Here is a 24,245-nt window from a genome sequence, read left to right as displayed (position 1 = left end):
TCACAAACCCTCATTCGCCTTCTTGACCGCCTCTTCCTCCAGATAAAGCTCCGAGCCCATTTCGCGGTATTTTTCGGACATCTCTTTCATGCCTTCCTGGCTGAGCTTTTCGAGGTCTTTTTTCTCATTGTCGCTCATGCCCGCGGCGTAGTCGCGGACTTCGGCCGTGATCTTCATGGAGCAGAATTTCGGCCCGCACATGGAGCAGAAATGGGCGACCTTGTGGGCTTCCTTGGGCAGCGTCTGGTCGTGGAAGTCGCGCGCGGTTTCAGGATCGAGCGACAGATTGAACTGATCCTCCCACCTGAACTCAAAGCGCGCGCGACTTAACGCGTCGTCCCGCAGCTGCGCCGCCGGGTGGCCCTTGGCGAGGTCCGCCGCGTGCGCCGCGAGTTTATACGTCACCACGCCGACCTTGACGTCGTCGCGGTCGGGGAGCCCGAGATGCTCCTTCGGCGTCACATAGCAAAGCATCGCCGTGCCGAACCAGCCAATCATCGCCGCGCCGATGCCCGACGTAATGTGATCGTATCCCGGCGCAATGTCGGTGGTCAGGGGCCCCAGCGTATAGAACGGCGCCTCGCCACAGGTTTTCAGCTGTTTGTCCATGTTGACCTTGATCTTGTGCATGGGGACATGGCCCGGCCCCTCGATCATCACCTGACAGCCATGGTCCCAGGCGATTTTCGTCAGTTCGCCGAGGGTTTCGAGCTCGGCGAATTGCGCGCGGTCATTGGCGTCCGCAATCGAACCGGGGCGCAGGCCGTCGCCCAGCGAGAACGACACGTCATAGCGGCGCATGATCTCGCAAATTTCCTCGAAATTCGTATAGAGGAACGACTCGCGGTGATGGGCGAGGCACCATTTCGCCATGATTGATCCGCCGCGCGAGACAATGCCCGTCACGCGGTCGGCGGTGAGATGAATGTAGGGCAGGCGCACGCCGGCATGGATCGTAAAATAATCGACGCCCTGTTCGCATTGCTCGATCAGCGTGTCGCGATAGACCTCCCACGTTAAGTCCTCGGCGACGCCGTTCACTTTCTCCAGCGCCTGATAGATGGGCACCGTGCCGATGGGGACCGGCGCGTTGCGGATGATCCATTCGCGGGTGTTGTGAATGTTGCGGCCCGTGGAGAGATCCATGACATTGTCCGCGCCCCAGCGTGTCGCCCAGACCATCTTGTCGACCTCTTCTTCCACGGAAGAAGCGACGGCGGAATTGCCGATATTGGCGTTGATCTTGACGAGGAAGTTGCGGCCGATGATCTGCGGCTCAATTTCCGGGTGGTTGATATTGGACGGAATGATGGCGCGGCCGCGCGCGATCTCGTCGCGGACGAATTCCGGCGTGATGAAAGGTGGAATGTCGGCGCCGAAGCTCTCGCCCTGTTCGACGCGGGCCTCCGCGCCGTCGATCATTTTTTTGCGGCCCAAATTTTCGCGGATCGCCACGAACTCCATTTCTTTGGTGATGATCCCGGCCTTCGCAAATTCATATTGCGTGACCGGGCCGGTTCCCGTGCCGCGCAAGGGGCGGTTCCGGATCGGGAATTCGCGGGCGAGATGTTTGCCCGAGGCGCCGCCATTGTCTTCGGGCTTCACCTCGCGGCCGTCATATTCCTCAACATGACCCCGCTCCTTGATCCATTCGGTGCGCGTGCGCGCAAGACCCTTTTCAACATCAATCGTCACATTGGGATCGGTGTACGGGCCGGAGGTGTCATAGACCGGCACAGGCGGTTCATTCGCGCTCGGATGCAGATCGATCTCGCGCACCGGCACGCGAATGTCCTTGTGAAGGTCGCCCGCCACATAGGTCTTGCGCGAGGACGGCAGCGGCCCGGTCGTCACTTCCGGGGTTTTGAAGTCGGATTGGGGGATGTGTTTGTTCATGACGGGCGCTCGCTTTCATATGGCGACCGGTTTCCGCACGTTGAATGGAGAAAAACGCTGGCTCCGTCCCTACGCCGGTCTTAACCGATCAGGTTCAAAGGGTGCCCCTGTGCCGTTTCCCCTTCCTGTGGGAAGAGAAAAAACAAGGTCTCAGCCGGTGCCGCCGGCGCCCCTCGGAATGAGGGGCATCCCTAGCAAATCGGCGGGCGGTCATCAAGGAAGACCGGCCCGGCGGCGTTGATTTCACCTTCAATTTCCGAAACATTGCCGCGGCGCGGAAACAAGGCTCAAGCGAGGCGGTATGAGCGACGAAGAAAGCTACTGGGTCAGGGCCGATCTCAGTAAAAATGAGGACGAGGCGGCCATGCAGCGCCGTAGCCTGCTCCGCCTGCCGCTGCCGACGGCGTTTCTCGCCTCGCTCATGAACATCCTCATCAGCGATTTCGGGTTCGCCCGCTCACAGGAAGAGGACCGGCCGATCCTCGGCAATGGCGAAGAGATTCCCATGTGGTCCTACGGGCTCATTGAATATCTGATGTCGCAGGACCTCTCCTGGGCCGATGTGCTGGAGATCGGCACCGGTAGTTCGACGGTCTTTCTCGCCAAGCGCGTCAAGACCGTCACCGCCGTTGAAACCGATGCGGGCTGGGCGAAAAAGTTGAACGACCGTCAGCTGGACAATGTGGAAACCGTGCTCATCGATCGCGGCGCCCTCAGCCAGACCCTCGCCGGGATGGAGGGCGGCTTTGACATTATTTGCATCGACCCGGCGGGCAGCCGGCTGGAATGCGCGAAAGCCGTGTCGCGTTTGCTGAAGCCCGGCGGGTTCATCATTCTCGACAATTCGGAATGGTATCCGAACACCGCCGAGTATCTGCGCAGTCTCGACCTGATCGAAATCGACATGTTCGACTTCCGGGCCTTGCGTCATTACCGGACCGCGACGTCGCTTTTCCTGCACCCTGACTTCAGGCCCCGCCCGAACGACAAACGCATGCCGGCCGTACCGATCGGCGGACGGGGCATACCCTCCAATGGCTGGGACTGACCGTCGTCAGGCGTTTTCCGCCCGTAATTTTTCAATCAGCGCCGGATCATTGAGTTCGATCCACAGCGTGTTCGCCGCGGCGATGATGTTGCGCTTCTCATCAAGCAGGACGGATGACGAATAATGCTTGCGCCCATCCTCCCCCTCGCGCCAGGCGGCCGCGATGAGGCGCTCTCCCGGTTCGGGCCGCCGGAAAATCTCCACGGCGATGCGCCCCAGCAGGGTCATGCGGTTTCCCACACGCAGGGCGTAGGCGGTCGGACAATCGAGCGCCGCCCACAAAAACTCTGGACGCACGAGGCCGTCATCGCCGGCAAGGTCCGCCGCCGGGGTCCAGAAATCGGCGTTGACGGAACTGTCCGGCGCGGGGCCTGAAAAAATCCTGAGACCGTCGCCGGGCGCGCGTTCTTTTCCGCATACGAAGCAATAGGGGATGATCTGAAAACCGTCTTCATCTTTCAGAAAATCGTCATGGGCTTGCGCGACGGCCGCATCGTCAGGGATTGGCGGCGACGCAACCGTGACCGTCGCCGGCTCAATTTTCGCAATCACCGTCTCGCCCGAGACCGCTTCGAAGGCGCCCTCTCCCGCATCGCGCAGGCTGACCGGCCTATCGAGCGGCGGCGGCGCTTTCAGCATCACCGCCGCGGGCCCGTCGATTGCTTGTGCAAACAGCCCAGCGGAATAACCGCCATTGCCGGACGATTTGGGACCGCAAAATCGTTTGTCGATTACGATGCTGCGCGCTGCATCACTCATCTCGCTCTCCCGCTATTGGAAACGCGGCGCATCCTCGCGCGTCAGGCGGTAGATAAGAACCGCCGCGCGCGCCGTCGCGTCCTTGACCGAAGGAATATCGAGCCATTCTTCCGGCGTGTGGCCGCGCCCGCCGCTGGGGCCGAGCCCGTCCATGGATGCGGCGACATAAGGCGCAGCGAAAGAAATATCGGCCGCGCCGCGTTTTGACGGATCATTGCCCGTCAACGGTCCCTGTCCCAAGGTCTCGCTCACATCCGATGCGATCGCCAACAGCGCCTCATTGCCTTCTGTCGGGGTCATCGCCGGATAGCTGTCTTCGAACGTGATTTCGGCGCCGGTCTGCGGCCGGTGGTCAGCGACAATCTCGCGCATTCGTTCGCGTGCAGACTCTTTTTGCTCTTCTGAAATGAACCGCAAGCCGCCATCGACAACCGCCTTCTGGGCGACGACATTGGTCTTGCCAAAGGCGGCGCCGCGGGTGGCGTCCTTGTCATATTGCACATCGGTGCCGCCGACGATCACGCCGGGATTGAAGGTAAGATATTCCTCTTGCGCCAGGGCTTCGTAAATTTCATCGAGAATGCGGGCCATTTCGAAAATCGCGCCGGCGCCGACATCTTCAGAGAAGATGCCGCTGGAATGCGCGCGCACGCCGGTCGTGGTCAGCGTCCAACCGGAAGACCCGCGCCGCGACGTCACCACTTCACCGTCGCCGCCGCCTTCAAAATTAAGCGCCACGTCGGCGCGTTTCGCCGCTTTGATGAGCGCCTTGCGGGAAATGTCGATGGGCTTGCCGCTCATCTCTTCATCGCCGGTCATGATGACCGTGATCGCCGCATCGCCCAGAAGATCGAGATCATCGAGCGCCTTCAACGCGTAGAGGAGGACAATGTCGCCGCCTTTCATGTCGACAACGCCCGGCCCCGTGGCGATATCGCCGTCGCGCCGCCATTCAAGAAAATCGCCGTCTTTGGCGAACACCGTATCGAGATGACCGATCAGCAAAAGCCGGGCGCCTGTATCGCCTTTCTTCACAGCCTGAAAATGACCGGCGCGATTGACGTCATCCTGTTCGAGCCATTCGACCTTAAAACCCAGCGCCTCAAACGGTTCGGTGAAAGCGTGGCCAACCTCGCGCACGCCCTCATGATTCATCGTGCCGGAATTCATGTTCACAATCTCTTCGAGCATGGCCAGCGACGCGTCGAAATTCTCGTCGACGCGCGCGACGATCGCCGCTTCGTCACCGGCGAGCGCAGCAGCTTCTGCCGGAGGCGCCTCCTGAGCGAGAGCAGTGAGAGGAAACAGGGCGAAACAGAAAACAGCGATGATGATTTTCACGAGTAAGAAAGACTCCTCTGACATCCGGCGCCGGCAGCATGCCGGTTTCCGCGCTGATTGCAAAGTCTGGCTTTATTCCACCCAAAGGCCGCGCGCTTTGTGCCAGTCTTCGATGCTTTCCTCCGGATAATGATCGAAAGTCTGGTCATCGGGGCCTATCTTCGGCGTCACCCAGCTCGCCTTGTCTTTTAGCAGGCAATGCACCAGCGAAGGCGGCGTTGGCAGGTCCGTATCAATGGCGGAGGCGTGGGGGTGCACAAGGTCAGGCCAGTGAGGATCGTAAAGCCAGAGCGCGGCGCCGCATTTTTTGCAGAAATTACGCTCGCCGGAGCTTGTCACTGATTTTTTGCCACGGTCGATGACGGCGTTGTAAACGCCAATGTGTTTTCTTCCTTTAACCTTCAGCGTGTCATTTAACGCGCCGAGATTGATGGCGTAACCGCCCCCGCCCGCTGTCTTACGGCAAATGCTGCAATAGCATCGCTGATAGGGAACCGGCGTATGACTGTCGACAGTGAACATCACGGCGCCGCAACGGCATCCGCCTTCAAGCGTCATTGGCATGTCAGGCCTCCATTGCCGCCTCATTCAGTTTCAGCGTTCTTCGCTTTCGTTACATTTTCTTCCGTCACAACGCCAATGACCGGCCCCATGGCGGCGCCGGGATCGTTACGCTCCAGTTCCGGCGCATAAAGCCGCGATATGGTTCCGTCGAGATAAAGGGCGTTCGGTGTTTTCAGGACATCGCGAAAATAAGATGCAAAGTCGTAAAATCTGACGGGGCTGTCCGCCAGCGCAAAGATCACGTCGCCTTGTTCGGTGACGCCGACTCCATTACGGCGTTTCAGCGAATCCGAATCCGGGAGAAAGCGCGGGTGAATGTCGCCGTCGATAACCAGCATGGGCCCGGACTGGGTGGCGAAGGAAACAGTTTCCGGCGATTTATAGGCGCCGTTTTTCACGGCGGATACGCCGGCTTTCTGTTCGGGGTCGTCCTCCGACACCCAAAACACCCCATTCGGCTTCAGATGAAAATTGCCGGGCCCGTCATTGGTATTTAACGCCGCCAGCTCCTCGCCCTGTTCGACAAAAAGGCCGACCGGCGCCCGGTCTTCATGATACATGCCGGCGTTCATGGCGAAGACCAGACGTTCCCCTCGCGCCGCCAGCGCGTCTTTCACCCAGTTGAAATGGCCAAAGGGTTTGCCTTCCGCATCATTGAGGAACAGCCGGATATCGTCCGTCGCAGGATCGAACCGGCAGACGACATAATCGACAGCTTCATGACGCGCCGTTTCGCACGCTGACGCAGGCGCGGAAGCGGCGAAAAGCACAGCGACGGTGAGCATTGTGAGGCGCAGCATATCTGGCAAGCTTGCTCTTTTACGGCGTCAGATCAAGACAGGGCGTTGAAATCGCGCGGGCGCCGTCCGGGCTGTTGCCGCTACGCCAAATCGTCTGCTCACAGGAATAGAGCTTTGCATCCCTGCGAAGAATGAAACGCGCTTTCAACTGCCCCGCTGGCGCGTCCACATGAATGATATTGTAGCCTTTCTTTAAAAGGGTCGACAGCGTTTCTTCTCCATTGGTGATGACGGCGCGATCAACATTTATCATTCCGCTCATCGGCGCCCGCGGTTCCGTCGGCTGCGCCACGGCGCCCCCGGAAACGCTTATGGTCAATAAAAGGAAAATGAATTTTTTCATGACAACCCCCTGTCGCATGGATGTAGATAATAACGCCAGTTATAGCGCCACAGCATTGCGACCAAATTGGGCCAAAGTGGGCCAGAGTGGGGATGACTCAAAAGAACGCAACCTCCATGCGGCCGCCCATAAAACCGACGTCCGCAGAAGATGTCGCCCCGGTCAGTTCTGCACGGACCGGACATTTGAAGCTAAATCGTCAACTCACTTAACCCGCTCTCCTCATCGCCGCTTAAGCTTTCAGATCCAGCGATGAGGAAATCGGCTTTAGACCCTCCCCCTGCTTTAGGTGAGAGGCCTGTTGCGGCTCCGTTCCTGCGCCGGCATGACCCGGTTCAGGTTCAAAGGGTTCATCTCAGTCCCAATTGCCCTGGCTCCCTGGCGCACATTGCTCGCGACCGGAAGGGTCGTAGAGTTGCGCGTCGCACAAGCCGTCGCTCACTGGCGACAGGCGGGACGCCCCTCGGAACAGGAATAAGCGTGACTCAAACAGGGCGAAAACGCAAGCAAAATCGGCGTGCGTTACAAACTCACAATGTCTTTCAGGGCCTCATTTCACAAGGCGAAACCCATTCAAAATATAGTCTTCTGTATAAAGATTAATCGCCGTCACTCGCTTCATTGCGCGCGGCGATAGCGATCGCCTGCGCGATGGCGCTGCGCATGGCGTTCTTATCGTAACTCACCGTAAGGCTGTCGAGAATCTCGCCCGTCTCGCGATCGACAAGCAGCGTAAATCCGGTTGCGCCCTTGAAGCGGGGATAGATCTTTTCAAGCCCTTCTGCGCGCGCCTGGTCTTCAATGTCGCCGCGCTCGCCGAAGGTAAAATCAAGCTCCACGAATTTTACCGGCTTGTCGGCGAAGTCCGGCATCACTTCGGCAAGACGCGGCTTGAGAATCTTGCAGGAGGAGCACCAGGCGGATGAAAAGGTCGCGGCGATCACTTCCGGCTCTCTGTCGAGCGTATAGTCGGCCCCACTCGCGGCATCGCGCCCGGCGAGCGCGAACATAGCGACGCCGATAACCAAAACGGCTGGAAAAATAAAAGTTTTGACCCGCTTCATGAATGATCCTTTCGAGGCCATTCTAGTCAGCGCTTCTTTGTCGCGCCAGTAAGACCTTTCTCACGATGATGGGAGCTTGCCTGACCTCACGGCTGGCGAAAAGATGGGGCGGCGACAGCGAGGAAGGATGATCCGATGATCCAGAGGCGACAATTCCTGACCGCAGCGGCGATCTCGCCCGCCATGGCGGCCTTGCCCGCTCGCGCCGCCGACGATTACGCGAGGCCGTTTGATGCGCCCTATGCGCCCGTCCTCTCCCAGCCCTCGCGGGAAATCCGCACGGTTGTCGGTCTCCGGCCCTATCGCGGCAGCGGCTTCCGGCTGGAGCATGAAAAATTCGGCCGCCGCGACGTCATTCATAATTACGGCCATGGCGGTTGCGGCGTCACGCTCTCCTGGGGCTGCGCGCAACTTGCCGTGGAACTGGCCGAAGGACTTGATGAGCGCCGCGCGGCGGTCATCGGCGCCGGGGTGAACGGGTTGACGACGGCGCTCCTTCTGTTGCGGCGCGGCTATGAGGTCAGCGTCTATGGCGCCGCGCTGCCGCCCCACACCACGTCCAACATCGCCGGCGCCTATTGGCATCCGACAACCCTCTTTGACGGGCTTGATGCTGTCAGCGAGGCGTTTCTGGCGCAGTTTCGGCGCGCGGCCCGCATCGCCAACCGCGCATTCCAGCATCTCGCCAATGACCCCGCCTATGGGGTCTATTACATGCGCTATCTGGGCCTGCGCGAAGAGCCGCCCCTACGGGCGCGCACGCCCTATTACGAAGGCGACGATCTTTACGCCGGGCTCGCCGTGGAAATCAATCCCGAACGCTATTTCGGTTATGGCTATGTGGAGCGTCATCATGCGCTGATGATCGATCCCGACATTTATCTGCGCGCGCTGATGCGCGATGTAGAGAATGCAGGCGGGCGCATTGTTCAGAAAAGTTTTGAAACAACCGACGACGTTTTCGATCTGAAGGAAAAACTGATCTTCAACTGCACGGGGCTCGGCGCACGCGCGCTCTTCGGCGACGAGACTTTAGGTCCTGCGCGCGGGCAGCTGACGATGCTGCTGCCGCAGCCGGAAGTTGATTACGGCTATGTGCACGGCACGCCGGACGGCTATCTCTATATGTTTCCGCGCAAGGGCGCGATCCTGCTCGGCGGCACGGTGGAAATGGGCGACTGGTCGTTAGAGCCCAGCGAAACCGAACGCATCCGCATGATCGACGGTCACGCCATGATCGCGCAGCGGATTGCCGACGCCGCAAAAGCAAAAAAGAGTTAGTCAGTCCTGAAACGGATCGCGCATGAGGATGACGTCGTCGCGTTCGGGACTGGTTGAAACCAGCGCCACCGGCGTTTCGATCAGCTCCTCGATGCGGCGGACATATTTCACCGCTTCTGCCGGCAAATCGGCCCATGACCGCGCGCGTTCCGTAGAGCCCGACCAGCCTTCCATGACTTCATAGACCGGCTCGGCGCCCGCTTGCGCATCCATGCCCGCCGGGAGGTAATCGAATTCCTCACCGCCGATTTTATAACCGACGCAGACTTTCAACTCTTCAAAACCGTCAAGAACATCGAGCTTAGTCAGTGCGATGCCGTCGACGCCGGCGATCTTGAGGGACTGGCGCACGAGGCAAGCGTCGAACCAGCCACAGCGGCGCTGACGGCCCGTCACCGTACCGAATTCATGGCCGCGCTCACCGAGACGCTTGCCGATGTCGTCATGCAGCTCTGTCGGGAACGGTCCTTCGCCGACGCGCGTCGTATAGGCTTTGACAATGCCAAGCACATAATGGACGGCGCGCGGGCCGACGCCGGAGCCGGTCGCCGCCTGTCCCGCCACAGTGCTGGACGAGGTGACGTAAGGATAAGTGCCGTGATCCACGTCGAGGAGCATGCCTTGCGCGCCCTCGAACAGAATACGCTTGCCGTCCTTATGCGCGCGATCAAGCTCACGCCAGACCGGCCGGATGAACGGCGTCACTTTCGGCGCGATCTCTTTCAATTGAGCGACCAGCGCATCAGCCTCAAGCTCCGCCGCGCCAAACCCGCGGCGCAAGGCGTTGTGATGAACCAGCAGGTTTTCAACTTTCGCCGCTAGCGTCTCAGGATTGGCGAGATCAATGACGCGCAAGCCCCGGCGCCCGGCCTTGTCTTCGTAAGCCGGCCCGATGCCGCGCTTGGTGGTGCCGATCTTGACGCCGGAAGCCGAGCTCTCGCGCATGGCGTCGAGTTCGGAATGCACGGGAAGGATCAGCGTCGCGTTCTCTGCGATCATCAGATTGTCGGGCGTCACCTCGACGCCCTGTTCCTTGATGCGGGCAATTTCTGCAAGCAGCGCGAAAGGATCGACGACAACGCCGGCGCCGATCACCCCGACGCAGCCCTTGCGGACAACGCCGGAGGGAAGCAGCGAGAGTTTATAAACGGCGCCGTCAATGACGAGCGTATGACCGGCATTGTGCCCACCTTGAAAGCGGACAACCACATCGGCCCGCGCCGACAACCAGTCCACAATCTTGCCCTTGCCCTCGTCGCCCCATTGCGCGCCGACGACCGCCACATCCGCCATACCGGCCTCCAGAAATCAGTGATAACGCGGCGCACCATAGGGCTTTCGGAGGCCCGGTCAACGCGGGAAGCGAGGGTTTGCCAGCCCATGGACTTCGCTGGCAGGATTACGCGGGAAAGACGCTAGTACGGCGCGCGAAGGGGCCAGGGCATGACCGTCGAAATGATCAATATGCTGCAATGGGCGCTCGCTTCGGCGAGCCTGACTGCCGGACTGATTCTCTCGCCGCGGCGGCGCCTGCGCGCGCTTGCTGCGCTTCTCATTCTGTTTTCAGTCCATATGCTCTTCAATGCGCTAGAAGAAACACGCCTCCTGCCGGGCGCTATTCTCGTCACGCCAGCATTCGGCCTTGTTTATGGGCCGCTGTTTTATATTTTCGTACGGCGGCTGATCTTCGCGGACGGCCATGACTGGCGGCAAATTTATCCCCATTTCATTCCGGCGCTAATCGCCATCCCCCTCGCCCAGTGGTTTGACTTCATTCATCTCGCGGCGCTGGTGAGCCTTATCACCTATGGCGTGCTCACTATCCGGCTCATCGGTCGCTACCACGCCGAGACCGCCTCGACTCGCTCCGACGCGGCCTCGATCCGGCTCAACTGGATCACACAGGTCTTCGCCGGATTTGCAGCGCTAACCGTGATCGACGCCATCCGCATGTTCACGCGCAGCGTGCAGAGTCCGCTGATGGAAACTCTCTCCTATGCCGGTGTGCTGACAGCAGGCGGCGCGCTTATGGGCGCGCTGGTTTGGCGCGCGATCACCCAGCCGGATTATTTCAAGGGACTGGCGGAAAGCGAACGCGCCAGTCCGCCGGAAATAACGCCAGCTCCCGCAGATGAAACTCTGTTCCTGCGTATTGACGAAAAAATCCGCGCCGATGCGCTCCAGCGCCAGCCGCACCTGACCCTGTCCGAAGTGGCTTCCGTCGCCAATCTGACGGAACGCGACGTCTCCCGCGCGATTAACGCGAACGCCCGGCGCAGCTTTTGCGACTATATCAACGCATTCCGGGTCAGCGATGTCTGCGCCATGCTGAACGCCCGGCCCGACGCGACAATCCTCGACATCGCCTTTGAGGCGGGCTTCACCTCAAAATCGAGCTTCAATGCAGTCTTCAAGAAAGAACTGGGCGTAACACCCAGCGAATACCGCCGTCGCAACGCCCAACATAACTGATCCGGACGTCCGAAAACACGTATCCGGACGACGCGCGCACACAGGACAGTCAGAAGTCTCACCCGACGCCAAACCGGGAGAGACCCATGACCATCCATCGCCTTCTCGTCGCCGCCGCGACGCTCTTGGCCAGCGCCTGCGCCACGCAAATCGCGCCGCCAGCCGATATCGCTATCAAGAACGTCAACGTCATTCCCATGACAGAAGAGACAGTCCTGACGGGACGCACCGTCCTCATTCGCGACGGCCATATCGCCGCCATCCTGAATGGGCGCCCGGCAGCGACAGCGCGCGCAGCAAAGGTCATTGACGGTGAGAATGGTTATCTCATTCCCGGCCTTGCGGACATGCATGCCCATCTGGGCCTTATCCTTCCCTGGGATGGCGACCCGAGCCGTGACGGCAAGGCGCACGATCTATGCCTCTATCTGCCCAATGGGGTTACTAAAGTGCGCAATATGCGCGGGACGCCGGGCGACCTAGAGCTGCGCGAAGAACTGCGAAGTGGATTGCTAACCGGCCCTGAACTGCTCCTTGCCGGACCGTCGCTTCATTCAACATTGCCGGACTCCTTCGGCCCCAAGGTCACCACCGCCGCAGAAGCCGAAGCCGTCGTTCGCGCGCAGGTCGCGGCCGGATACGATCTCATCAAGGTCCACAATCAGTTGCCCCAACCAGCCTATGACGCTGTCATTGAAACAGCCGTCGCACTGGGCATCCCTGTGGCCGGACATATTCAGCAAGGAAAAAGCGATGTGGAAAATGCACGGCTTGGCTCCATCGAACACGCTGAAGAACTCGTGAAGATGTTGGGCGAAGACAAGGATTTTTCCGATGCACCGGCATTTTTGAATGCTCTGAAAGCAAGCGGTGCATATGTAACGCCAACACTTATCGTTTTTGAAACAATCGCAGAATATCTGGACGACGATTCGCTGGCGGCGCTCTATAATGCGCCGGAAACGTCTTATGTCTCAGCCTACTGGCGCCGAAACATGGCGGCCGAGAGAAACTTTTTCCGCCAGTCCTTTGGCGAAAATTACGCTACACAGATCAAAGGGTTGAACGAGCAGTCGGCGCAACACCGCACGTTGACGCGTCAACTTAATGACGCCGGCATCCCGCTGCTGCTCGGAACAGACGCTGTGGGGCTTGTGGCGCCGGGCTTTTCCACGCATCAGGAATTGATGCTGATGGTTAAAAGCGGGATGACGCCTTTTGAGGCGCTGCAGACTGCGACTGTTAATCCTGCCCGCTGGGCAGGGAAAACCGGCGCCGAAGGTGTAATTGCAAAAGATGCGAAGGCGGATCTCGTTTTTCTATCCGATAATCCGCTTGAAAATATCAGCGCGACAACTTCGGTCGTTGGCGTAATAAAGAGTGGCGAATGGTTCGACCGCCCCCGTCTCAACGCCATACTCGATCAATGCAGGGAACCCGACGTCGAATAGACATAACGGGCTTTGGCGCTGTCAGAATGACAGCGCCGTCGCCTGGGTCACATGAGGCAGCGCACGGACCTTTTCGAGCACCTCGTCGCTGATCGGATCGTCCACCGCCACGAGCGCGATGGCGCCCTCGCCCGGCCCGGCGCGGCCGAGATTGAAGGTCGCGATATTGACCCCGGCCTCGCCCAGCGTCTTGCCAAGGGCGCCGATAAAGCCCGGCTTGTCCTCATTAGTGGTGTAGAGCATGTGCGGCGCGAAAGACGCCTCCATCTCAACGCCCTTGATTTCGACAATGCGCGGCGCGCCGCCGAAGATCGTGCCGGAGACGGTGCGCGTCTGTTGTTCCGTGGTGATCTCCAAGCGAATGATGCTGTCATATGATTCGGCGTCTTCACAGGTCGTCTCTGAAATCGTGACGCCCCGTTCGCGCGCAATCACGGGAGCATTAACGATATTCACATCCTGAAGCATGGGCTTTAAAACGCCCGCCACCGCAGACGCCGTCAACGGCTTCAGATTAAGAGCCGCGACTTCGCCTTCATACGTCACCTTGATTTGCTTAAGCCCTGTGCGCGTCAACTGGCCGGCGAACAGGCCGAGCTTTTCCGCCAGCGCAATATAGGGTTTGAGACGCGGCGCTTCCTCCGCCGTCACCGACGGCGAGTTGAGGGCGTTGGAAACGGCGCCGCGCGTAAGGTAGTCGGCCATTTGTTCGGCGACCTGGATCGCCACATTTTCCTGGGCCTCTGTCGTCGAAGCGCCGAGATGGGGGGTCGCGATGACTTTGGGATGACCGAAAAGCGGGTGCTCCGTCGCCGGCTCTGTCGCAAACACATCAAGCGCGGCGCCGGAAAGATGACCCGCATCGAGAAGGTCTTTCAGCGCCTCTTCATCAACAAGACCGCCGCGCGCGCAGTTCACCACATAGGCGCCTTTTTTGAGCTTCGCGAGATTGTCGCGGCTCAGGATGTTGCGCGTCTGATCGGTCAACGGCGTGTGCAGCGTGACAATGTCGGCGCGCGACAACAATTCATCCAGCTCCACTTTGCTCACGCCGAGCTCGATGGCGCGTTCTTCGGTGAGAAACGGGTCGAACGCGACGACGCGCATTTTGAGGCCCACGGCGCGATCGGCGACAATGGAGCCGATATTGCCGCAACCAATGACGCCGAGCGTCTTGCCGAACACTTCGGTGCCCATGAAAGCGGACTTTTCCCACTTGCCAAGATGGGTCGATGCGCTCGCCTGCGGGATCGAGCGCACGAGCGAGAACATCATGGCGATAGCGTGCTCTGCGGTCGTGATGGCGTTGCCATAAGGCGTATTCATCACAACGACGCCCGCCGCGGTCGCCGCGGGGATGTCGATATTATCGACGCCGATGCCGGCGCGGCCGATGACTTTCAGGTTTTTGCCGGCTTCGATGACCGCCGCCGTCGCCTTGGTGGCGGAGCGCACGGCGAGACCGTCATACTGGCCGATCACGGACAGGAGCTTTTCCTTGTCCTTGCCGAGCGACGGTTCGAAATCGACTTCAACGCCGCGCTCCCTGAAAATATTGACGGCGGTTTCGCTCAGCTTGTCGGAAACGAGAACTTTAGGCATGAAATTTTTCCTTCGGTGTCATCCCGGCCGCAGCGGAGCGAAGAGCCGGGATCTATGAAATTGTGAGGCGAGATCCCGGATAAGCGCTTCCGCACTTTCCGGGATGACAATTAACTCAGGGAGGATTTGGCTTCGGCGAAGGCCCAGTCGAGCCAGGGACCGAGCGCTTTGACATCCGCCGTTTCAACGGTGGCGCCGCACCAGATGCGAAGGCCCGGCGGCGCGTCGCGATAGCCGCCAATGTCGTAAGCGGCGCCCTTTTCCTCAAGATGTTTTTCCATGGACTTGACGAAAGCGCGCTGTCCGGCGTCATCGAGTTTTGTGATGTCCGGATCGACAATCTTCAAACACACGGAGGTGTTTGAGCGGATGCCGGGATTGGCGCAGAGATAGTCAATCCACGGCGCGCTTTCGGCCCAGTCATGAAGGGCGGCGGCGTTGGCGTCGGCGCGGGCGTGCAGCGCCTCAAGACCGCCAAGATTTTCCGCCCAGGTCAGGGCGTCGATATAGTCCTCAACGCAGAGCATGGAGGGCGTATTGATGGTCGCGCCTTCGAAGATGCTTTCATTGAGCTTGCCGCCCTTCACCATGCGGAAAAGTTTCGGCATGGGCCAGGCGGGGGTGTAACTTTCAAGGCGTTCAACGGCGCGCGGGCTGAGGATGAGGACGCCATGCGCGCCTTCGCCGCCCAGCACTTTCTGCCAGGAATAAGTGACGACATCGAGCTTTGGCCAGTCGAGCGCTTGCGCGAAAATCGCAGAGGTCGCATCGCAAATGACGATCCCTTCGCGATCCGCTGAAATCCAGTCGGCGTTCGGCGCTCTGACGCCCGAGGTGGTGCCGTTCCAGGTGAACACGATGTCATGGGACGGATCGACCGCCGAAAGATCAGCGATCTCGCCATAAGGCGCCTTCAAGATCGTCGCATCGAGTTTGAGCTGTTTCACTGCATCGGTGATCCAGCCTTCGCCGAAACTTTCCCAGGCGAGCATATCCACGGGACGCGCGCCCAGCATGGACCACATGGCCATCTCGACGGCGCCGGTGTCGGACGCCGGCACGATGCCGATGCGATAATCATCAGGCACGCCGAGCAACGCGCGGGTGCGGTCGATCGCCTCTTTAAGGCGCGCCTTGCCGACTTTCGACCGGTGCGAGCGGCCGAGCGTATCGGTGCTGAAATTTTGGGGAGACCATCCGGGGCGCTTGGCGCAAGGTCCGGACGAAAAATGCGGGCGCGCAGGACGCACCGCTGGCGTGGTTTCTGGCATGTTTTTACTCCATCCTTCCAGATGGCGCGCGCCCCGTTGGGGAGGCGTGGCCCACGCCCGCCTTCGCACGGATAGACCGCCGCCGTCAAATGATAAAATTTTGCACGGGGAAGAGATTTTCTCCCTTGCGCGAAAAGCCCCTCGCCGATAGCGCGGAGGTTAATGGCCCGCAAACACATCATTCCGGCGGAGGCGACGCTGTTCGATTGGGCGCTGCTCGCGCTGATCGTCGCTTTTGGCGGTTCGTCTTTTGCGTTCATTCGCAAAGCCGTAGAGACCGCGCCGCCGTCCGTCGTGGCCGCCGGACGGCTCTGGGTGGCCGCGATCCTGGTTTACCTTCTCATGCGCGCGGCCGGGCGACGCCTGCCGCCCTTTTTCATCCGTAGCGGGAATAACTGGCGCATTCGCCGGTCATGGATCTGGATGATCGCCGTCGGCGCGAGCGGCAATGTCTTGCCGTTCTATCTTTTTCCCTGGGCGCAACAGCATGTGGAGAGCGGGCTCGCCGGCGTCTATATGGCGTTCATGCCGATCTGGACGGTGGGGCTGGCTTACTTTTTTGCCGGGGAGAATCTCACAGCACGAAAAGTCGGCGGCTTTGCCCTCGGTTTCATCGGCGTTCTGATCCTGATGGGACCGGAAGCGCTGAAAGGCGTCATGACCTCGAGTTTCCTCGCCCAGGCGGGGCTTCTCCTCGCGACCTTTCTTTACGGCGTTTCCGCCGTCCTTTCACGCCGCGCGCCGCCGATCCGTCCGCGCGTTTTCGCGTCAGGCATGCTGATTGTCGCGGCGGTTATGGCTATTCCCGCACTGGTGTTCACCGATCTCAAACAGGACGAATGGAGCGCCGCCAGCCTCCTCAGCATTGTCTTTCTCGGCGTTTTCCCGACCGGGATTAACGGCGTGCTCATCATCATGCTGATCCGGCGCGCGGGCGCCGGCTTTATGGCGCTTTCCAATTACATCACCCCGCTCTGGGCCGTGGGGCTCGGCGCCGTCATGTATCACGAACGGCTCGACTGGAATGTGCTGATCGCACTCGCCATCATTCTCACGGGCGTCGCCGTCAGCCAGCGCTCGCCATTCAGCAGAAAGCATAAAGGCGCCGTTGAGACAGGCGACGGCCTCGCCGGGGAGCTTGAGCCCATGATCGACCGGATGGATGCGAAAGGTCAGACGAAAATCTGACCTGCCTGCATGAAAACCGCGTCGCCGCCGATGCGGACGGACTGGACGGCGCCCTTCTCCACCGCGACCGTGGCGATGATCCGGCTCGGGCGGCCCATTTCAAAGCCCTGCTCGATCACCCAGCGATGAACGCCATCCGAAATCGTCTCGCTGCGGATGATTTGCGCCGGGAACCCGGCCGCGGCGCTTCCCGTCGCCGGGTCTTCCGGAATGCCGGCGTTCGGCGCGAACATCCGTGCATGATAAGACGCGTCAGCGGCCTCTCCTCCTTCAGCGTAGAGAAGAACGCCGACGACTTGATCAATTTCAAGCGCTTCCCAATGCGCGCTGTTCACTTTGGCCTGCTTCACCGCGTCCAGCGTCGCTTTCACATAGATGTAATCGACGCCGGCGCCGCAGCGGCGCGGTTTCCCGGCGCCCTGATCGAGCGCATCGAGAGGCAAAGAAAGCGCGGCCGCAAGCTTTTCGATAGAAGGCGCCGCCGCCGTTTCTGTGGGCAGATTCGGATTTTGAAACGCTGCAAAGCCGCCTTCCTCCGACGCTTCCACATTCACGGGAAAGACGCCGGTGTTGAGCTCCAGCCGGATGTCGCCTTTAAGCCCGCGCGCCCGGGCGATGGCGATCGCTGTGCCCACTGTGGGGTGGCCGGCGAAGGGCATTTCATAGCCAAGCGTGAAGATGCGCACGCGCGCCGTGTTGTCAGGGTCTTCCGGCGGCAGCACAAAAGTCGTTTCCGAGAGATTAAACTCACGGGTGATGGTCAGCATCTCATCTGTTGAAAGCCCGCGCGCATCCATCAGCACCGCAAGCTGATTGCCGGTGAATTTTTTGTCCGTGAAAACATCGAGCGTCACGAAGTCATAAGCGGGCATGGGCGATCTCCTTAGTCTTTCGTTCGCCTATCCTACCGGCGCGCCCATGAGGCAAGCCAGAATTTCTTCAAGTCGTGATAGGCGCGCTTGCGCCGTCTAGTTCTCACAAGGATGCGCGTGATTAAGCGGGCCATGACCGCCGCCATAGCCCGGCGCTGTCGCAATCGCCTTGTGCACATAATCGACAGCCCGCTTCACCGCCGTTTGCAGCGCCATACCTTGCGCGAGCCCCGTCGCAATCGCCGACGCAAGCGTGCACCCCGTGCCATGGGTCGACGTCGTTTCAAGACGGGGATTGGAATAGATCCGCGCGCCTTCGGCGGAGACGAGGGCGTCCTCCACGGTCTCGCCGCGCATGTGACCGCCTTTGACGAGCGCGGCCTTGGCGCCGAGCGCAACGAGCGCCTCGCCCGCGGCGATGGCGCTGTCGCGATCCGTAATGTCCCTTCCTGTCAGCGCCGCCGCTTCATCCATATTCGGAGTGATGATCGCGGCAAGCGGCGTGAGACGGTCCCGAATGAACGCAGCGACGCCGTCTTTCGCGAGCGCGTCGCCGCTGGTCGCGACAAGAACGGGGTCGAGCACGACGGGAATGTCATTGTATTTTTTCAGGGCGGTCTCAATCACCGCCGCCGTTTCCCGGTCGCCGATCATGCCGATCTTGATCACGTCAGCGCCGATGTCTGACATCACCGCCTCGATCTGCGCAGCGATGACCTCCGGCGCCGCTGGATGAACCGCGGAAACGCCTTTGGTGTTCTGCACGGTCAGCGCGGTGATCGCCGTCGCCGCATAGCCGCCCAGCGCTGTCACCGTCTTGATGTCGGCCTGGATGCCGGCGCCGCCCGACGGGTCGGAGCCTGCAATGATGAGCACGCGGCCTTTCATATGCGTCCTTTCTTCCGCCTTAAGTAACACACGAAAGCCCCAGGGTTTTCAAACATGCGCCTGAATTGCGCAATATCCGCTCTTTCGTCTTCGGGCTGGGGTGCCTTCGGATAGAGACGGGGATTTCATGACCAACAGCCTTATCTGGACCGGGCTAGTCTGCTGCCTTGCCGCGCTCGGGCTTCAGCTATTTCCGGACCTTGCCTTCATGATCGGCGCAGAGCCGGCCGCGGCCTGGCTTGTTTTCGGGTTCGGCGTCTTTTTGATGCTGATCGCCGCCATGATCGCCTCTGGCGGACGTCAAACGCGGCGGAAGACGGATTGACAGCCGCGCCAGCCAGGCCTATCTCCCGCGCCGGGTGAAGGCCCCTGCCGCTCGCGAGCGATAAGCTTTGGTGAAGTCCTTCGACGAGACACTGGTCAGCCACGCTTTCGAGCCACGCGGACTGATGGCAATGCGAGCCCCCATCTGACAGTTCCGCATGGCGAAAGACGAGGTCTGCCATGACGAATACCCCATTGCCGTCACCCAACTTGCCGTCGATTGACGCGCTCAAACAACAGGCGAAACGCCTGCGCGCCGGACTTGATGAAGACGGCGATTTCATCACGCATAGCGAAAGCCTTGAGCTGGTCGCCAAACAACACGGCTATCGCGACTGGAACACGCTTCACGCCGCCATCGGCAATCGTCCGCCGATCAAACGGTTTCAACTCGGCTCGCGCGTTAAAGGCCGTTATCTCGGTCAACCCTTCAAGGGCGAGATTATCGCCATCCGGTCCATGCCGCCCGATCGCCTGCGCGTTGTTTTGAAGTTTGACGAGCCGGTGGATGTCGTGACCTTCGACAGTTTTTCCGCCTATCGCAGCCGCGTTTCGGTCACGATCAACGCGGAAGGTCTTACGGCGGAGAAAACCTCCGACGGCGCGCCGCAACTCGTCATGGAGGCGCTCTGATGAGCGCCTCCAACAGCGACACGCTGCGCCGTTTTATCGAAACAGTCTGGAACCAGGACGACCTTGACGCGATCGGCGGTTTCCTGGCGCCCGCCTATGAAATCCGTCACGATCCGGGCGACCCTTGGAACGGGAAAACCCTTGATGCGGCGGGGCTAACCGACCGCATAAGGGTTTCGCGTGCGCCGTTTCCCGATCAGCGCTTCACGATTCTTCATTGCTTTGAAAATGGTAATGACGTCGCGATCTTCTGGGACTGGAAAGCAACGCATCAAGGCGACATTGCGGGCTTTCCCGCCACGGGGAAAACGATCGCCATGTCCGGCGCCACCATCTATTTTTTCGAAGATGGAAAAATCGCCGGACATTGGCAGGTCGCCGACAGACTCGGCGTCATGCAACAACTCGCAAAGCGGTGAGGCGTAAAGTCAGGACGCTTTTTTGAACTGCGCATCGGAGAGCGACGCGGTCGATCCGGCCGTGTCCACCAGACCGAGATGCAATGGCTGACCGGTGCGGCGGCTGACGATGGCGGCGGCCTGCGCTTCGGCGAGGATGTGTTTCTGCCCCCACTGCATAAGCGCCATGAGCGGCAGCGCCAGATCGACGCCTTTCGACGTGAGCACATATTGATGACGGGTGCGCTGGCCCGCTTCCTTATAAGCGCGCCGGCGCAACACGCCGCCTTCGACCAGTTTTTTCAATCGGTTCGACAGGACGGTGCGCGGCATGCCGAGGCCGGTCTGCAACTCGTCAAAACGCGTCACGCCGTAAAGCGCCGAGCGGATGATAAGCAGCGTCCAGCGGTCGCCAACGAGCTCGATCGCAGCAGCGAGGCCGCAATGCTCCAGCGGCGGCGCGCCGTCTTGGGCCTCGGGTTTGTCATGGGTAAACGCCATGGCCGAATCGTTAAAGTGATTTGCCGGGCCAGCGCAATCGGGCGCCTTGCTCCCCCTCGCGCGGCTCTCACGGACATGTGTGCCGCTCAGGCGAATGTGGCGGGTTTTTGACGGGAAATTGCGCCATTCTCGCCCCATTCCCCTTGCATCTATGGCCCATCGACATCCGGCTGGGGCAAGCACGGAGAGCGAGATGAAGCAGTTTATGAAACCCTTGATCGCAGGCGCGCTGGCCATGGCCGCCCTCGGCGCTGGCGCCGCATGGGCGAAACCCGCCTATTGCAGCCACGATCATGACCACCGCAGCCACGCCGCGGACTATTACAATTACTATTCCGCGGATAAGTATTCCCGGGCCGGCGCCTACCGCAATTCCGGCGTCAGCTTTTCCATCACCTTTGGCGATGATCGCCGCTATGATGACCGTTATGACCGGCGCGACTATCACCGCCGTGACCGCTATCGCGATCGTCATGACTATGGCCGCCGCAATGGGTATCGCGGCCGCGAGGGTCGCATCGTTAACCGCGAAGTGTTCGACACGCGCTATCGCGCGCGCATCGTCCTGACGGAAGAAGTCATTCGCACGCGCCGCGGTCCGCGCCTGTTGTGCACAGTGGACGCCCGCGGCCCACAGGCGCGTTACGTGCCGAACAAGCGCCTGCGCAAAATCGCCCGCCGCGAATGTTCGCGCCGCGCGGAGGTGCGTATCGTCACCTGACCCTTTCCTGAGTGGCGTAAATGAACCCGCCGGCATGCGTATCTTGCCGGCGGGTTTTCTTTCTTTTACCCGCAGATCAAATCTGTTCGACGGCGTCCGACGCCGCCGCCTTGACGGCGCGCAGGGGCGCATTGGCTTTTGTCATCACCCTGATGCCGAAATAGGACGCCATCAGTGAGGCGGCTTTCCTGTCGCGCCGGGTTTTGTCCCGCGCATAAGGCGCAGACGCCTCCAACGCCTCACGGAATGTTTTCTCCATCCGGCGCATCGCCGCCGCAACAAAATCCGCCGCCGGCGCATCCTCCGGCCCGTGCTCGCCCGCCGCATTGCATAAAAAGCAGCCCTTCCGGTCTCCCTTCGCCGCCAGGGCGATGAGCCCCTCAAACAATCTGTGGAACCGCTCCTTCGCCGTTCCCTCCATGGCAAGAATCTCCGCCGCCCTCGCCATTTCCTGATCCTCGTAACGGCGCAGCGCCACGAGATACATGGCCCTCTTATCGGGGAACACGCGGTACAAGCTCTGTTTGTTCAGGCCGGTCGCCGCCTCAATGTCCTGCATGGAGGCGCCGTCGAACCCAAGGCGCCAGAAAACGCTCATCACGCCGTCCAGCGCTTCGTCGATTTCAAATTCCCGCAATCGCGCCATGTCAGCCTCTCACGCCTTTGTTACCAATCGGTCCGGAATTGATTGTTGACCATTTGGTCCGCAATTACATATGAAGCTTCGCGCCGGGACACAAGGCGAAGGCGCAAACGCCAATAACAACCCAATAACAACAACGCCGCCATAGGGCGGAAAAAAGGAGAAACCAAATGAGCCGTCTGACACAACTTTCCGACACGCAAGCCTCTGCTGAGGCGTCCGCCCTTTTCAGCGCCATCAAATCGAAAGTCGGTATGGTGCCAAATCTCTATCGCGTCATGGGCAACGCTCCGGCGGTGCTCGCCGCCGCGCTCGGCTTTAACGATGCGCTCGGTAAAGGATCGTTTGACCAGAAGACCCGCGAAGCCATTGCACTCACCGTCGCTGGCGAAAACGCCTGTGATTACTGCGCCTCGGCGCACTCGGCGATTTCGCGTAATCTCAACGTCGAAGAAGCGGAAATCGCCGCCCGTCTCAAAGGCAAATCCGCCGATCCGAAACTGAACGCGATCCTGGGGTTCGCCGTCGCAGTGGTTGAAAAGCGGGGCCTCGTCTCAAATGACGATCTCGCCGCCGCCCGCAACGCCGGCCTCTCCGAAGGCGAGATCGTTGAAACAGTGGGCGTCACCGTCGCCAACATCCTCACCAACTACATCAACCATGTCGCCGAGACCGACATCGACTTCCCGGTGGTGCGCACGAAAGCCGCGTAATTCGGCCCAGCGCACCAGGAGAAACGGCCGGAGCCGCCCCCGCACCCGGCCGTTTCTTCCTTTTTCTTTTTCGTAAGATCAGACGGCTGCTTCAACCGCGGCGCAAATATCGTCGACAACGACTTTGACGAGGGTGTCGTTTTCACCTTCGCCCATGACGCGGATCAGAGGTTCGGTTCCCGATTTGCGGATGACGAGGCGGCCCGACTTGCCTAACTTTTCCTCGCCCGCCTTGATCGCTTTCTTGACCGCATCCGACTCGAGCGGATCGCCGCCTTTAAAGCGGACATTTTTCAAAAGCTGCGGAAACGGCGCAAAGCAGCGGCAAATGTCGCTCACCTTGCGGCCTTCGCTGGCGACCACCGCCAACACCTGAAGCGCCGTCACAAGCCCGTCGCCGGTGGTGCCGTAATCGGAGAGCACCACATGGCCCGACGGCTCGCCGCCGATATTGATGCCCTTGGCGCGCATTTCCTCGACCACATAGCGGTCGCCGACTTTGGTGCGCTCAAGCGTCAGCCCCTCACCGCCCAAAAACTTATCGAGGCCCATATTCGCCATCACGGTTGAGACAAGGCCGCCGCCTTTCAAGGCGCCGGTTTTTTTCCAGGCGCGGGCGATCAGCGCAAGGATCTGGTCGCCGTCAACGATCTGACCCATTTCATCGCAGATGATGACGCGGTCGGCGTCGCCGTCGAGGGCGATGCCGATATCGGCGCGATATTCGAGCACCGCTTTCTGCAATTTCTCCGGCGAGGTCGAGCCCACTTCGTGGTTGATGTTAAAGCCGTTGGGCTCAACGCCGATGGATTTCACTTCGGCGCCAAGCTCCCACAACACAGTGGGCGCGACCTTATATCCGGCGCCATTGGCGCAATCGATGACAACGCGCACGCCGTCGAGCGACTGGCGGCGGGGAAAAGCCGCTTTTGCAAACTCAATGTAACGGGCGCCGGCGTCGTCGATGCGTTTGACGCGGCCAAGATCGGCGGAGGCGGCGCGCCCGGCGTCCGGCCCTTCGCGCATGAGCCGCTCGATTTCCATTTCGGTTTCATCCGACAGCTTGAAGCCGTCGGGCCCAAAAAATTTCACGCCATTATCGTGATAGGGATTATGCGAGGCGGAAATCATCACGCCGAGATCGGCGCGAAGCGAGCGCGTCAGCATCGCCATGGCCGGCGTCGGCAACGGCCCCAGAAGGAACACATCCATACCCGAAGCGGCGAAACCGGCGGTCAGCGCCGGCTCGATCATATAACCGGAGAGGCGCGTATCCTTGCCGATCACGACGCGATGCCGGTGCGCGCCGTTTTTGAAGACACGGCCAACCGCCATGCCGAGACGCAGAATGTTATCCGGGGTCATGGCCCCGTCATTGGCGAGGCCGCGCACCCCATCCGTTCCGAAAATTTCACGCTTGCCGGTCATCTGATCGTCGCCCCGCATGGGCTGCCGCTCCTTCAATTCTTAAC

25 protein-coding genes and 1 riboswitch are annotated in these 24,245 nt (G+C 60.3%); of the genes, 10 read left to right on the top strand and 15 right to left on the bottom strand.

Annotated features, from left to right (window positions below; genetic code table 11):
- Positions 1 to 1,896, bottom strand: a complete 1,896-nt coding sequence (gene thiC, locus ACFC5L_RS05555) for a phosphomethylpyrimidine synthase ThiC (RefSeq protein WP_375201267.1) — start codon at positions 1,894 to 1,896, stop codon at positions 1 to 3.
- A 49-nt stretch (positions 1,897 to 1,945) separates the two neighbouring features.
- Positions 1,946 to 2,080: riboswitch (TPP riboswitch) on the bottom strand.
- 117 nt (positions 2,081 to 2,197) lie between these two features.
- Here thiC and ACFC5L_RS05550 point away from each other — a divergent pair.
- Positions 2,198 to 2,944: a class I SAM-dependent methyltransferase gene (locus ACFC5L_RS05550; RefSeq protein WP_375201268.1), complete on the top strand. Its 747-nt coding sequence runs from the start codon at positions 2,198 to 2,200 to the stop codon at positions 2,942 to 2,944.
- Positions 2,945 to 2,950: 6 nt separating this feature from the next.
- Here ACFC5L_RS05550 and ACFC5L_RS05545 read toward each other — a convergent pair whose 3' ends face one another.
- The 6 genes from ACFC5L_RS05545 to ACFC5L_RS05520 form a co-directional block, all read right to left on the bottom strand.
- Complete coding sequence (locus tag ACFC5L_RS05545) at positions 2,951 to 3,703, bottom strand: hypothetical protein (RefSeq protein WP_375201269.1); 753 nt, start codon at positions 3,701 to 3,703, stop codon at positions 2,951 to 2,953.
- Positions 3,704 to 3,715: 12 nt separating this feature from the next.
- Positions 3,716 to 5,044, bottom strand: a complete 1,329-nt coding sequence (locus ACFC5L_RS05540) for a M20/M25/M40 family metallo-hydrolase (protein ID WP_375201270.1) — start codon at positions 5,042 to 5,044, stop codon at positions 3,716 to 3,718.
- 72 nt (positions 5,045 to 5,116) lie between these two features.
- Complete coding sequence (locus ACFC5L_RS05535; protein ID WP_375201271.1) at positions 5,117 to 5,608, bottom strand: GFA family protein; 492 nt, start codon at positions 5,606 to 5,608, stop codon at positions 5,117 to 5,119.
- A gap of 20 nt (positions 5,609 to 5,628) precedes the next feature.
- Entirely contained in the window at positions 5,629 to 6,417 is a 789-nt protein-coding gene (locus ACFC5L_RS05530; RefSeq protein ID WP_375201272.1) for a phosphodiester glycosidase family protein, read from the bottom strand.
- Positions 6,418 to 6,427: 10 nt separating this feature from the next.
- Positions 6,428 to 6,751, bottom strand: coding sequence for a hypothetical protein (locus tag ACFC5L_RS05525; protein WP_375201273.1), 324 nt, complete (start codon positions 6,749 to 6,751; stop codon positions 6,428 to 6,430).
- 599 nt (positions 6,752 to 7,350) lie between these two features.
- Entirely contained in the window at positions 7,351 to 7,815 is a 465-nt protein-coding gene (locus tag ACFC5L_RS05520; protein ID WP_375201274.1) for a thioredoxin domain-containing protein, read from the bottom strand.
- Between the two features lie 135 nt (positions 7,816 to 7,950).
- On the opposite strand from ACFC5L_RS05520, the gene ACFC5L_RS05515 reads away from it, so the two are divergent.
- Positions 7,951 to 9,096: an FAD-dependent oxidoreductase gene (locus tag ACFC5L_RS05515; protein WP_375201275.1), complete on the top strand. Its 1,146-nt coding sequence runs from the start codon at positions 7,951 to 7,953 to the stop codon at positions 9,094 to 9,096.
- On the opposite strand, the gene ACFC5L_RS05510 is transcribed toward ACFC5L_RS05515, so the two are convergent.
- Entirely contained in the window at positions 9,097 to 10,389 is a 1,293-nt protein-coding gene (locus ACFC5L_RS05510) for an adenylosuccinate synthase (RefSeq protein WP_375201276.1), read from the bottom strand.
- Positions 10,390 to 10,539: 150 nt separating this feature from the next.
- Between ACFC5L_RS05510 and ACFC5L_RS05505 the strand changes: the two genes are divergently transcribed.
- Together ACFC5L_RS05505 and ACFC5L_RS05500 are read left to right on the top strand one after the other, a co-directional pair.
- Positions 10,540 to 11,568: a helix-turn-helix domain-containing protein gene (locus ACFC5L_RS05505; protein ID WP_375201277.1), complete on the top strand. Its 1,029-nt coding sequence runs from the start codon at positions 10,540 to 10,542 to the stop codon at positions 11,566 to 11,568.
- A gap of 86 nt (positions 11,569 to 11,654) precedes the next feature.
- Positions 11,655 to 13,019 (top strand): amidohydrolase family protein, encoded by a 1,365-nt coding sequence (locus ACFC5L_RS05500; RefSeq protein WP_375201278.1) that lies wholly within the window; start codon positions 11,655 to 11,657, stop codon positions 13,017 to 13,019.
- A 21-nt stretch (positions 13,020 to 13,040) separates the two neighbouring features.
- On the opposite strand, the gene serA is transcribed toward ACFC5L_RS05500, so the two are convergent.
- Entirely contained in the window at positions 13,041 to 14,621 is a 1,581-nt protein-coding gene (serA, locus tag ACFC5L_RS05495) for a phosphoglycerate dehydrogenase (RefSeq protein WP_375201279.1), read from the bottom strand.
- 110 nt (positions 14,622 to 14,731) lie between these two features.
- Complete coding sequence (locus tag ACFC5L_RS05490) at positions 14,732 to 15,892, bottom strand: phosphoserine transaminase (protein ID WP_375201280.1); 1,161 nt, start codon at positions 15,890 to 15,892, stop codon at positions 14,732 to 14,734.
- A gap of 162 nt (positions 15,893 to 16,054) precedes the next feature.
- On the opposite strand from ACFC5L_RS05490, the gene ACFC5L_RS05485 reads away from it, so the two are divergent.
- Entirely contained in the window at positions 16,055 to 17,080 is a 1,026-nt protein-coding gene (locus tag ACFC5L_RS05485) for a DMT family transporter (protein WP_375201281.1), read from the top strand.
- On the opposite strand, the gene ACFC5L_RS05480 is transcribed toward ACFC5L_RS05485, so the two are convergent.
- Both ACFC5L_RS05480 and thiD read right to left on the bottom strand, forming a co-directional pair.
- Positions 17,065 to 17,952: a PhzF family phenazine biosynthesis protein gene (locus ACFC5L_RS05480; protein ID WP_375201282.1), complete on the bottom strand. Its 888-nt coding sequence runs from the start codon at positions 17,950 to 17,952 to the stop codon at positions 17,065 to 17,067. The genes ACFC5L_RS05485 and ACFC5L_RS05480 overlap by 16 nt on opposite strands.
- A gap of 96 nt (positions 17,953 to 18,048) precedes the next feature.
- A complete protein-coding gene (gene thiD / locus ACFC5L_RS05475) occupies positions 18,049 to 18,840 on the bottom strand; it encodes a bifunctional hydroxymethylpyrimidine kinase/phosphomethylpyrimidine kinase (RefSeq protein ID WP_375201283.1) in 792 nt (263 codons plus the stop codon).
- A 127-nt stretch (positions 18,841 to 18,967) separates the two neighbouring features.
- Between thiD and ACFC5L_RS05470 the strand changes: the two genes are divergently transcribed.
- The 3 genes from ACFC5L_RS05470 to ACFC5L_RS05460 all read left to right on the top strand — a co-directional run bounded on the left by ACFC5L_RS05470 (position 18,968) and on the right by ACFC5L_RS05460 (position 20,216).
- Positions 18,968 to 19,165 carry a hypothetical protein gene (locus ACFC5L_RS05470; RefSeq protein WP_375201284.1) on the top strand — a complete coding sequence of 66 codons (198 nt, stop codon included), beginning with the start codon at positions 18,968 to 18,970 and terminating at the stop codon, positions 19,163 to 19,165.
- A 179-nt stretch (positions 19,166 to 19,344) separates the two neighbouring features.
- The gene (locus ACFC5L_RS05465) at positions 19,345 to 19,797 is read left to right on the top strand and encodes a glyoxalase superfamily protein (protein ID WP_375201285.1); all 453 of its coding nucleotides are present in this window, start codon (positions 19,345 to 19,347) and stop codon (positions 19,795 to 19,797) included.
- The gene (locus ACFC5L_RS05460; protein ID WP_375201286.1) at positions 19,797 to 20,216 is read left to right on the top strand and encodes an ester cyclase; all 420 of its coding nucleotides are present in this window, start codon (positions 19,797 to 19,799) and stop codon (positions 20,214 to 20,216) included. The genes ACFC5L_RS05465 and ACFC5L_RS05460 overlap by 1 nt, the downstream gene beginning before the upstream one ends.
- A gap of 9 nt (positions 20,217 to 20,225) precedes the next feature.
- Here ACFC5L_RS05460 and ACFC5L_RS05455 read toward each other — a convergent pair whose 3' ends face one another.
- A complete protein-coding gene (locus ACFC5L_RS05455; RefSeq protein WP_375201287.1) occupies positions 20,226 to 20,696 on the bottom strand; it encodes a winged helix-turn-helix transcriptional regulator in 471 nt (156 codons plus the stop codon).
- Positions 20,697 to 20,889: 193 nt separating this feature from the next.
- On the opposite strand from ACFC5L_RS05455, the gene ACFC5L_RS05450 reads away from it, so the two are divergent.
- Positions 20,890 to 21,417: a hypothetical protein gene (locus ACFC5L_RS05450; protein WP_375201288.1), complete on the top strand. Its 528-nt coding sequence runs from the start codon at positions 20,890 to 20,892 to the stop codon at positions 21,415 to 21,417.
- Between the two features lie 76 nt (positions 21,418 to 21,493).
- Here ACFC5L_RS05450 and ACFC5L_RS05445 read toward each other — a convergent pair whose 3' ends face one another.
- Positions 21,494 to 22,063 (bottom strand): TetR/AcrR family transcriptional regulator, encoded by a 570-nt coding sequence (locus tag ACFC5L_RS05445; protein ID WP_375201289.1) that lies wholly within the window; start codon positions 22,061 to 22,063, stop codon positions 21,494 to 21,496.
- A gap of 167 nt (positions 22,064 to 22,230) precedes the next feature.
- Between ACFC5L_RS05445 and ACFC5L_RS05440 the strand changes: the two genes are divergently transcribed.
- The gene (locus ACFC5L_RS05440; RefSeq protein ID WP_375201290.1) at positions 22,231 to 22,773 is read left to right on the top strand and encodes a carboxymuconolactone decarboxylase family protein; all 543 of its coding nucleotides are present in this window, start codon (positions 22,231 to 22,233) and stop codon (positions 22,771 to 22,773) included.
- A 78-nt stretch (positions 22,774 to 22,851) separates the two neighbouring features.
- On the opposite strand, the gene glmM is transcribed toward ACFC5L_RS05440, so the two are convergent.
- On the bottom strand, positions 22,852 to 24,219 hold the full coding sequence (glmM, locus tag ACFC5L_RS05435) for a phosphoglucosamine mutase (protein WP_375201291.1): 1,368 nt from the start codon (positions 24,217 to 24,219) through the stop codon (positions 22,852 to 22,854).
- Between the last annotated feature and the right edge of the window lie 26 nt (positions 24,220 to 24,245).

Origin of the sequence: Hyphococcus sp. (assembly GCF_041986965.1) — a bacterium.
GTDB lineage: Bacteria > Pseudomonadota > Alphaproteobacteria > Caulobacterales > Parvularculaceae > Hyphococcus.
This window is presented reverse-complemented; position numbering and strand designations above follow the sequence as displayed.

Coding starts and splice junctions, on each gene's coding strand:
- thiC (WP_375201267.1), bottom strand. CDS start 1,896: ATGAACAAACACATCCCCCAATCCGACTTCAAAACCCCGGAAGTGACG.
- ACFC5L_RS05550 (WP_375201268.1), top strand. CDS start 2,198: ATGAGCGACGAAGAAAGCTACTGGGTCAGGGCCGATCTCAGTAAAAAT.
- ACFC5L_RS05545 (WP_375201269.1), bottom strand. CDS start 3,703: ATGAGTGATGCAGCGCGCAGCATCGTAATCGACAAACGATTTTGCGGT.
- ACFC5L_RS05535 (WP_375201271.1), bottom strand. CDS start 5,608: ATGCCAATGACGCTTGAAGGCGGATGCCGTTGCGGCGCCGTGATGTTC.
- ACFC5L_RS05525 (WP_375201273.1), bottom strand. CDS start 6,751: ATGAAAAAATTCATTTTCCTTTTATTGACCATAAGCGTTTCCGGGGGC.
- ACFC5L_RS05520 (WP_375201274.1), bottom strand. CDS start 7,815: ATGAAGCGGGTCAAAACTTTTATTTTTCCAGCCGTTTTGGTTATCGGC.
- ACFC5L_RS05515 (WP_375201275.1), top strand. CDS start 7,951: ATGATCCAGAGGCGACAATTCCTGACCGCAGCGGCGATCTCGCCCGCC.
- ACFC5L_RS05510 (WP_375201276.1), bottom strand. CDS start 10,389: ATGGCGGATGTGGCGGTCGTCGGCGCGCAATGGGGCGACGAGGGCAAG.
- ACFC5L_RS05505 (WP_375201277.1), top strand. CDS start 10,540: ATGACCGTCGAAATGATCAATATGCTGCAATGGGCGCTCGCTTCGGCG.
- ACFC5L_RS05500 (WP_375201278.1), top strand. CDS start 11,655: ATGACCATCCATCGCCTTCTCGTCGCCGCCGCGACGCTCTTGGCCAGC.
- serA (WP_375201279.1), bottom strand. CDS start 14,621: ATGCCTAAAGTTCTCGTTTCCGACAAGCTGAGCGAAACCGCCGTCAAT.
- ACFC5L_RS05490 (WP_375201280.1), bottom strand. CDS start 15,892: ATGCCAGAAACCACGCCAGCGGTGCGTCCTGCGCGCCCGCATTTTTCG.
- ACFC5L_RS05485 (WP_375201281.1), top strand. CDS start 16,055: ATGGCCCGCAAACACATCATTCCGGCGGAGGCGACGCTGTTCGATTGG.
- ACFC5L_RS05480 (WP_375201282.1), bottom strand. CDS start 17,952: ATGCCCGCTTATGACTTCGTGACGCTCGATGTTTTCACGGACAAAAAA.
- thiD (WP_375201283.1), bottom strand. CDS start 18,840: ATGAAAGGCCGCGTGCTCATCATTGCAGGCTCCGACCCGTCGGGCGGC.
- ACFC5L_RS05470 (WP_375201284.1), top strand. CDS start 18,968: ATGACCAACAGCCTTATCTGGACCGGGCTAGTCTGCTGCCTTGCCGCG.
- ACFC5L_RS05465 (WP_375201285.1), top strand. CDS start 19,345: ATGACGAATACCCCATTGCCGTCACCCAACTTGCCGTCGATTGACGCG.
- ACFC5L_RS05460 (WP_375201286.1), top strand. CDS start 19,797: ATGAGCGCCTCCAACAGCGACACGCTGCGCCGTTTTATCGAAACAGTC.
- ACFC5L_RS05455 (WP_375201287.1), bottom strand. CDS start 20,696: ATGGCGTTTACCCATGACAAACCCGAGGCCCAAGACGGCGCGCCGCCG.
- ACFC5L_RS05450 (WP_375201288.1), top strand. CDS start 20,890: ATGAAGCAGTTTATGAAACCCTTGATCGCAGGCGCGCTGGCCATGGCC.
- ACFC5L_RS05445 (WP_375201289.1), bottom strand. CDS start 22,063: ATGGCGCGATTGCGGGAATTTGAAATCGACGAAGCGCTGGACGGCGTG.
- ACFC5L_RS05440 (WP_375201290.1), top strand. CDS start 22,231: ATGAGCCGTCTGACACAACTTTCCGACACGCAAGCCTCTGCTGAGGCG.
- glmM (WP_375201291.1), bottom strand. CDS start 24,219: ATGCGGGGCGACGATCAGATGACCGGCAAGCGTGAAATTTTCGGAACG.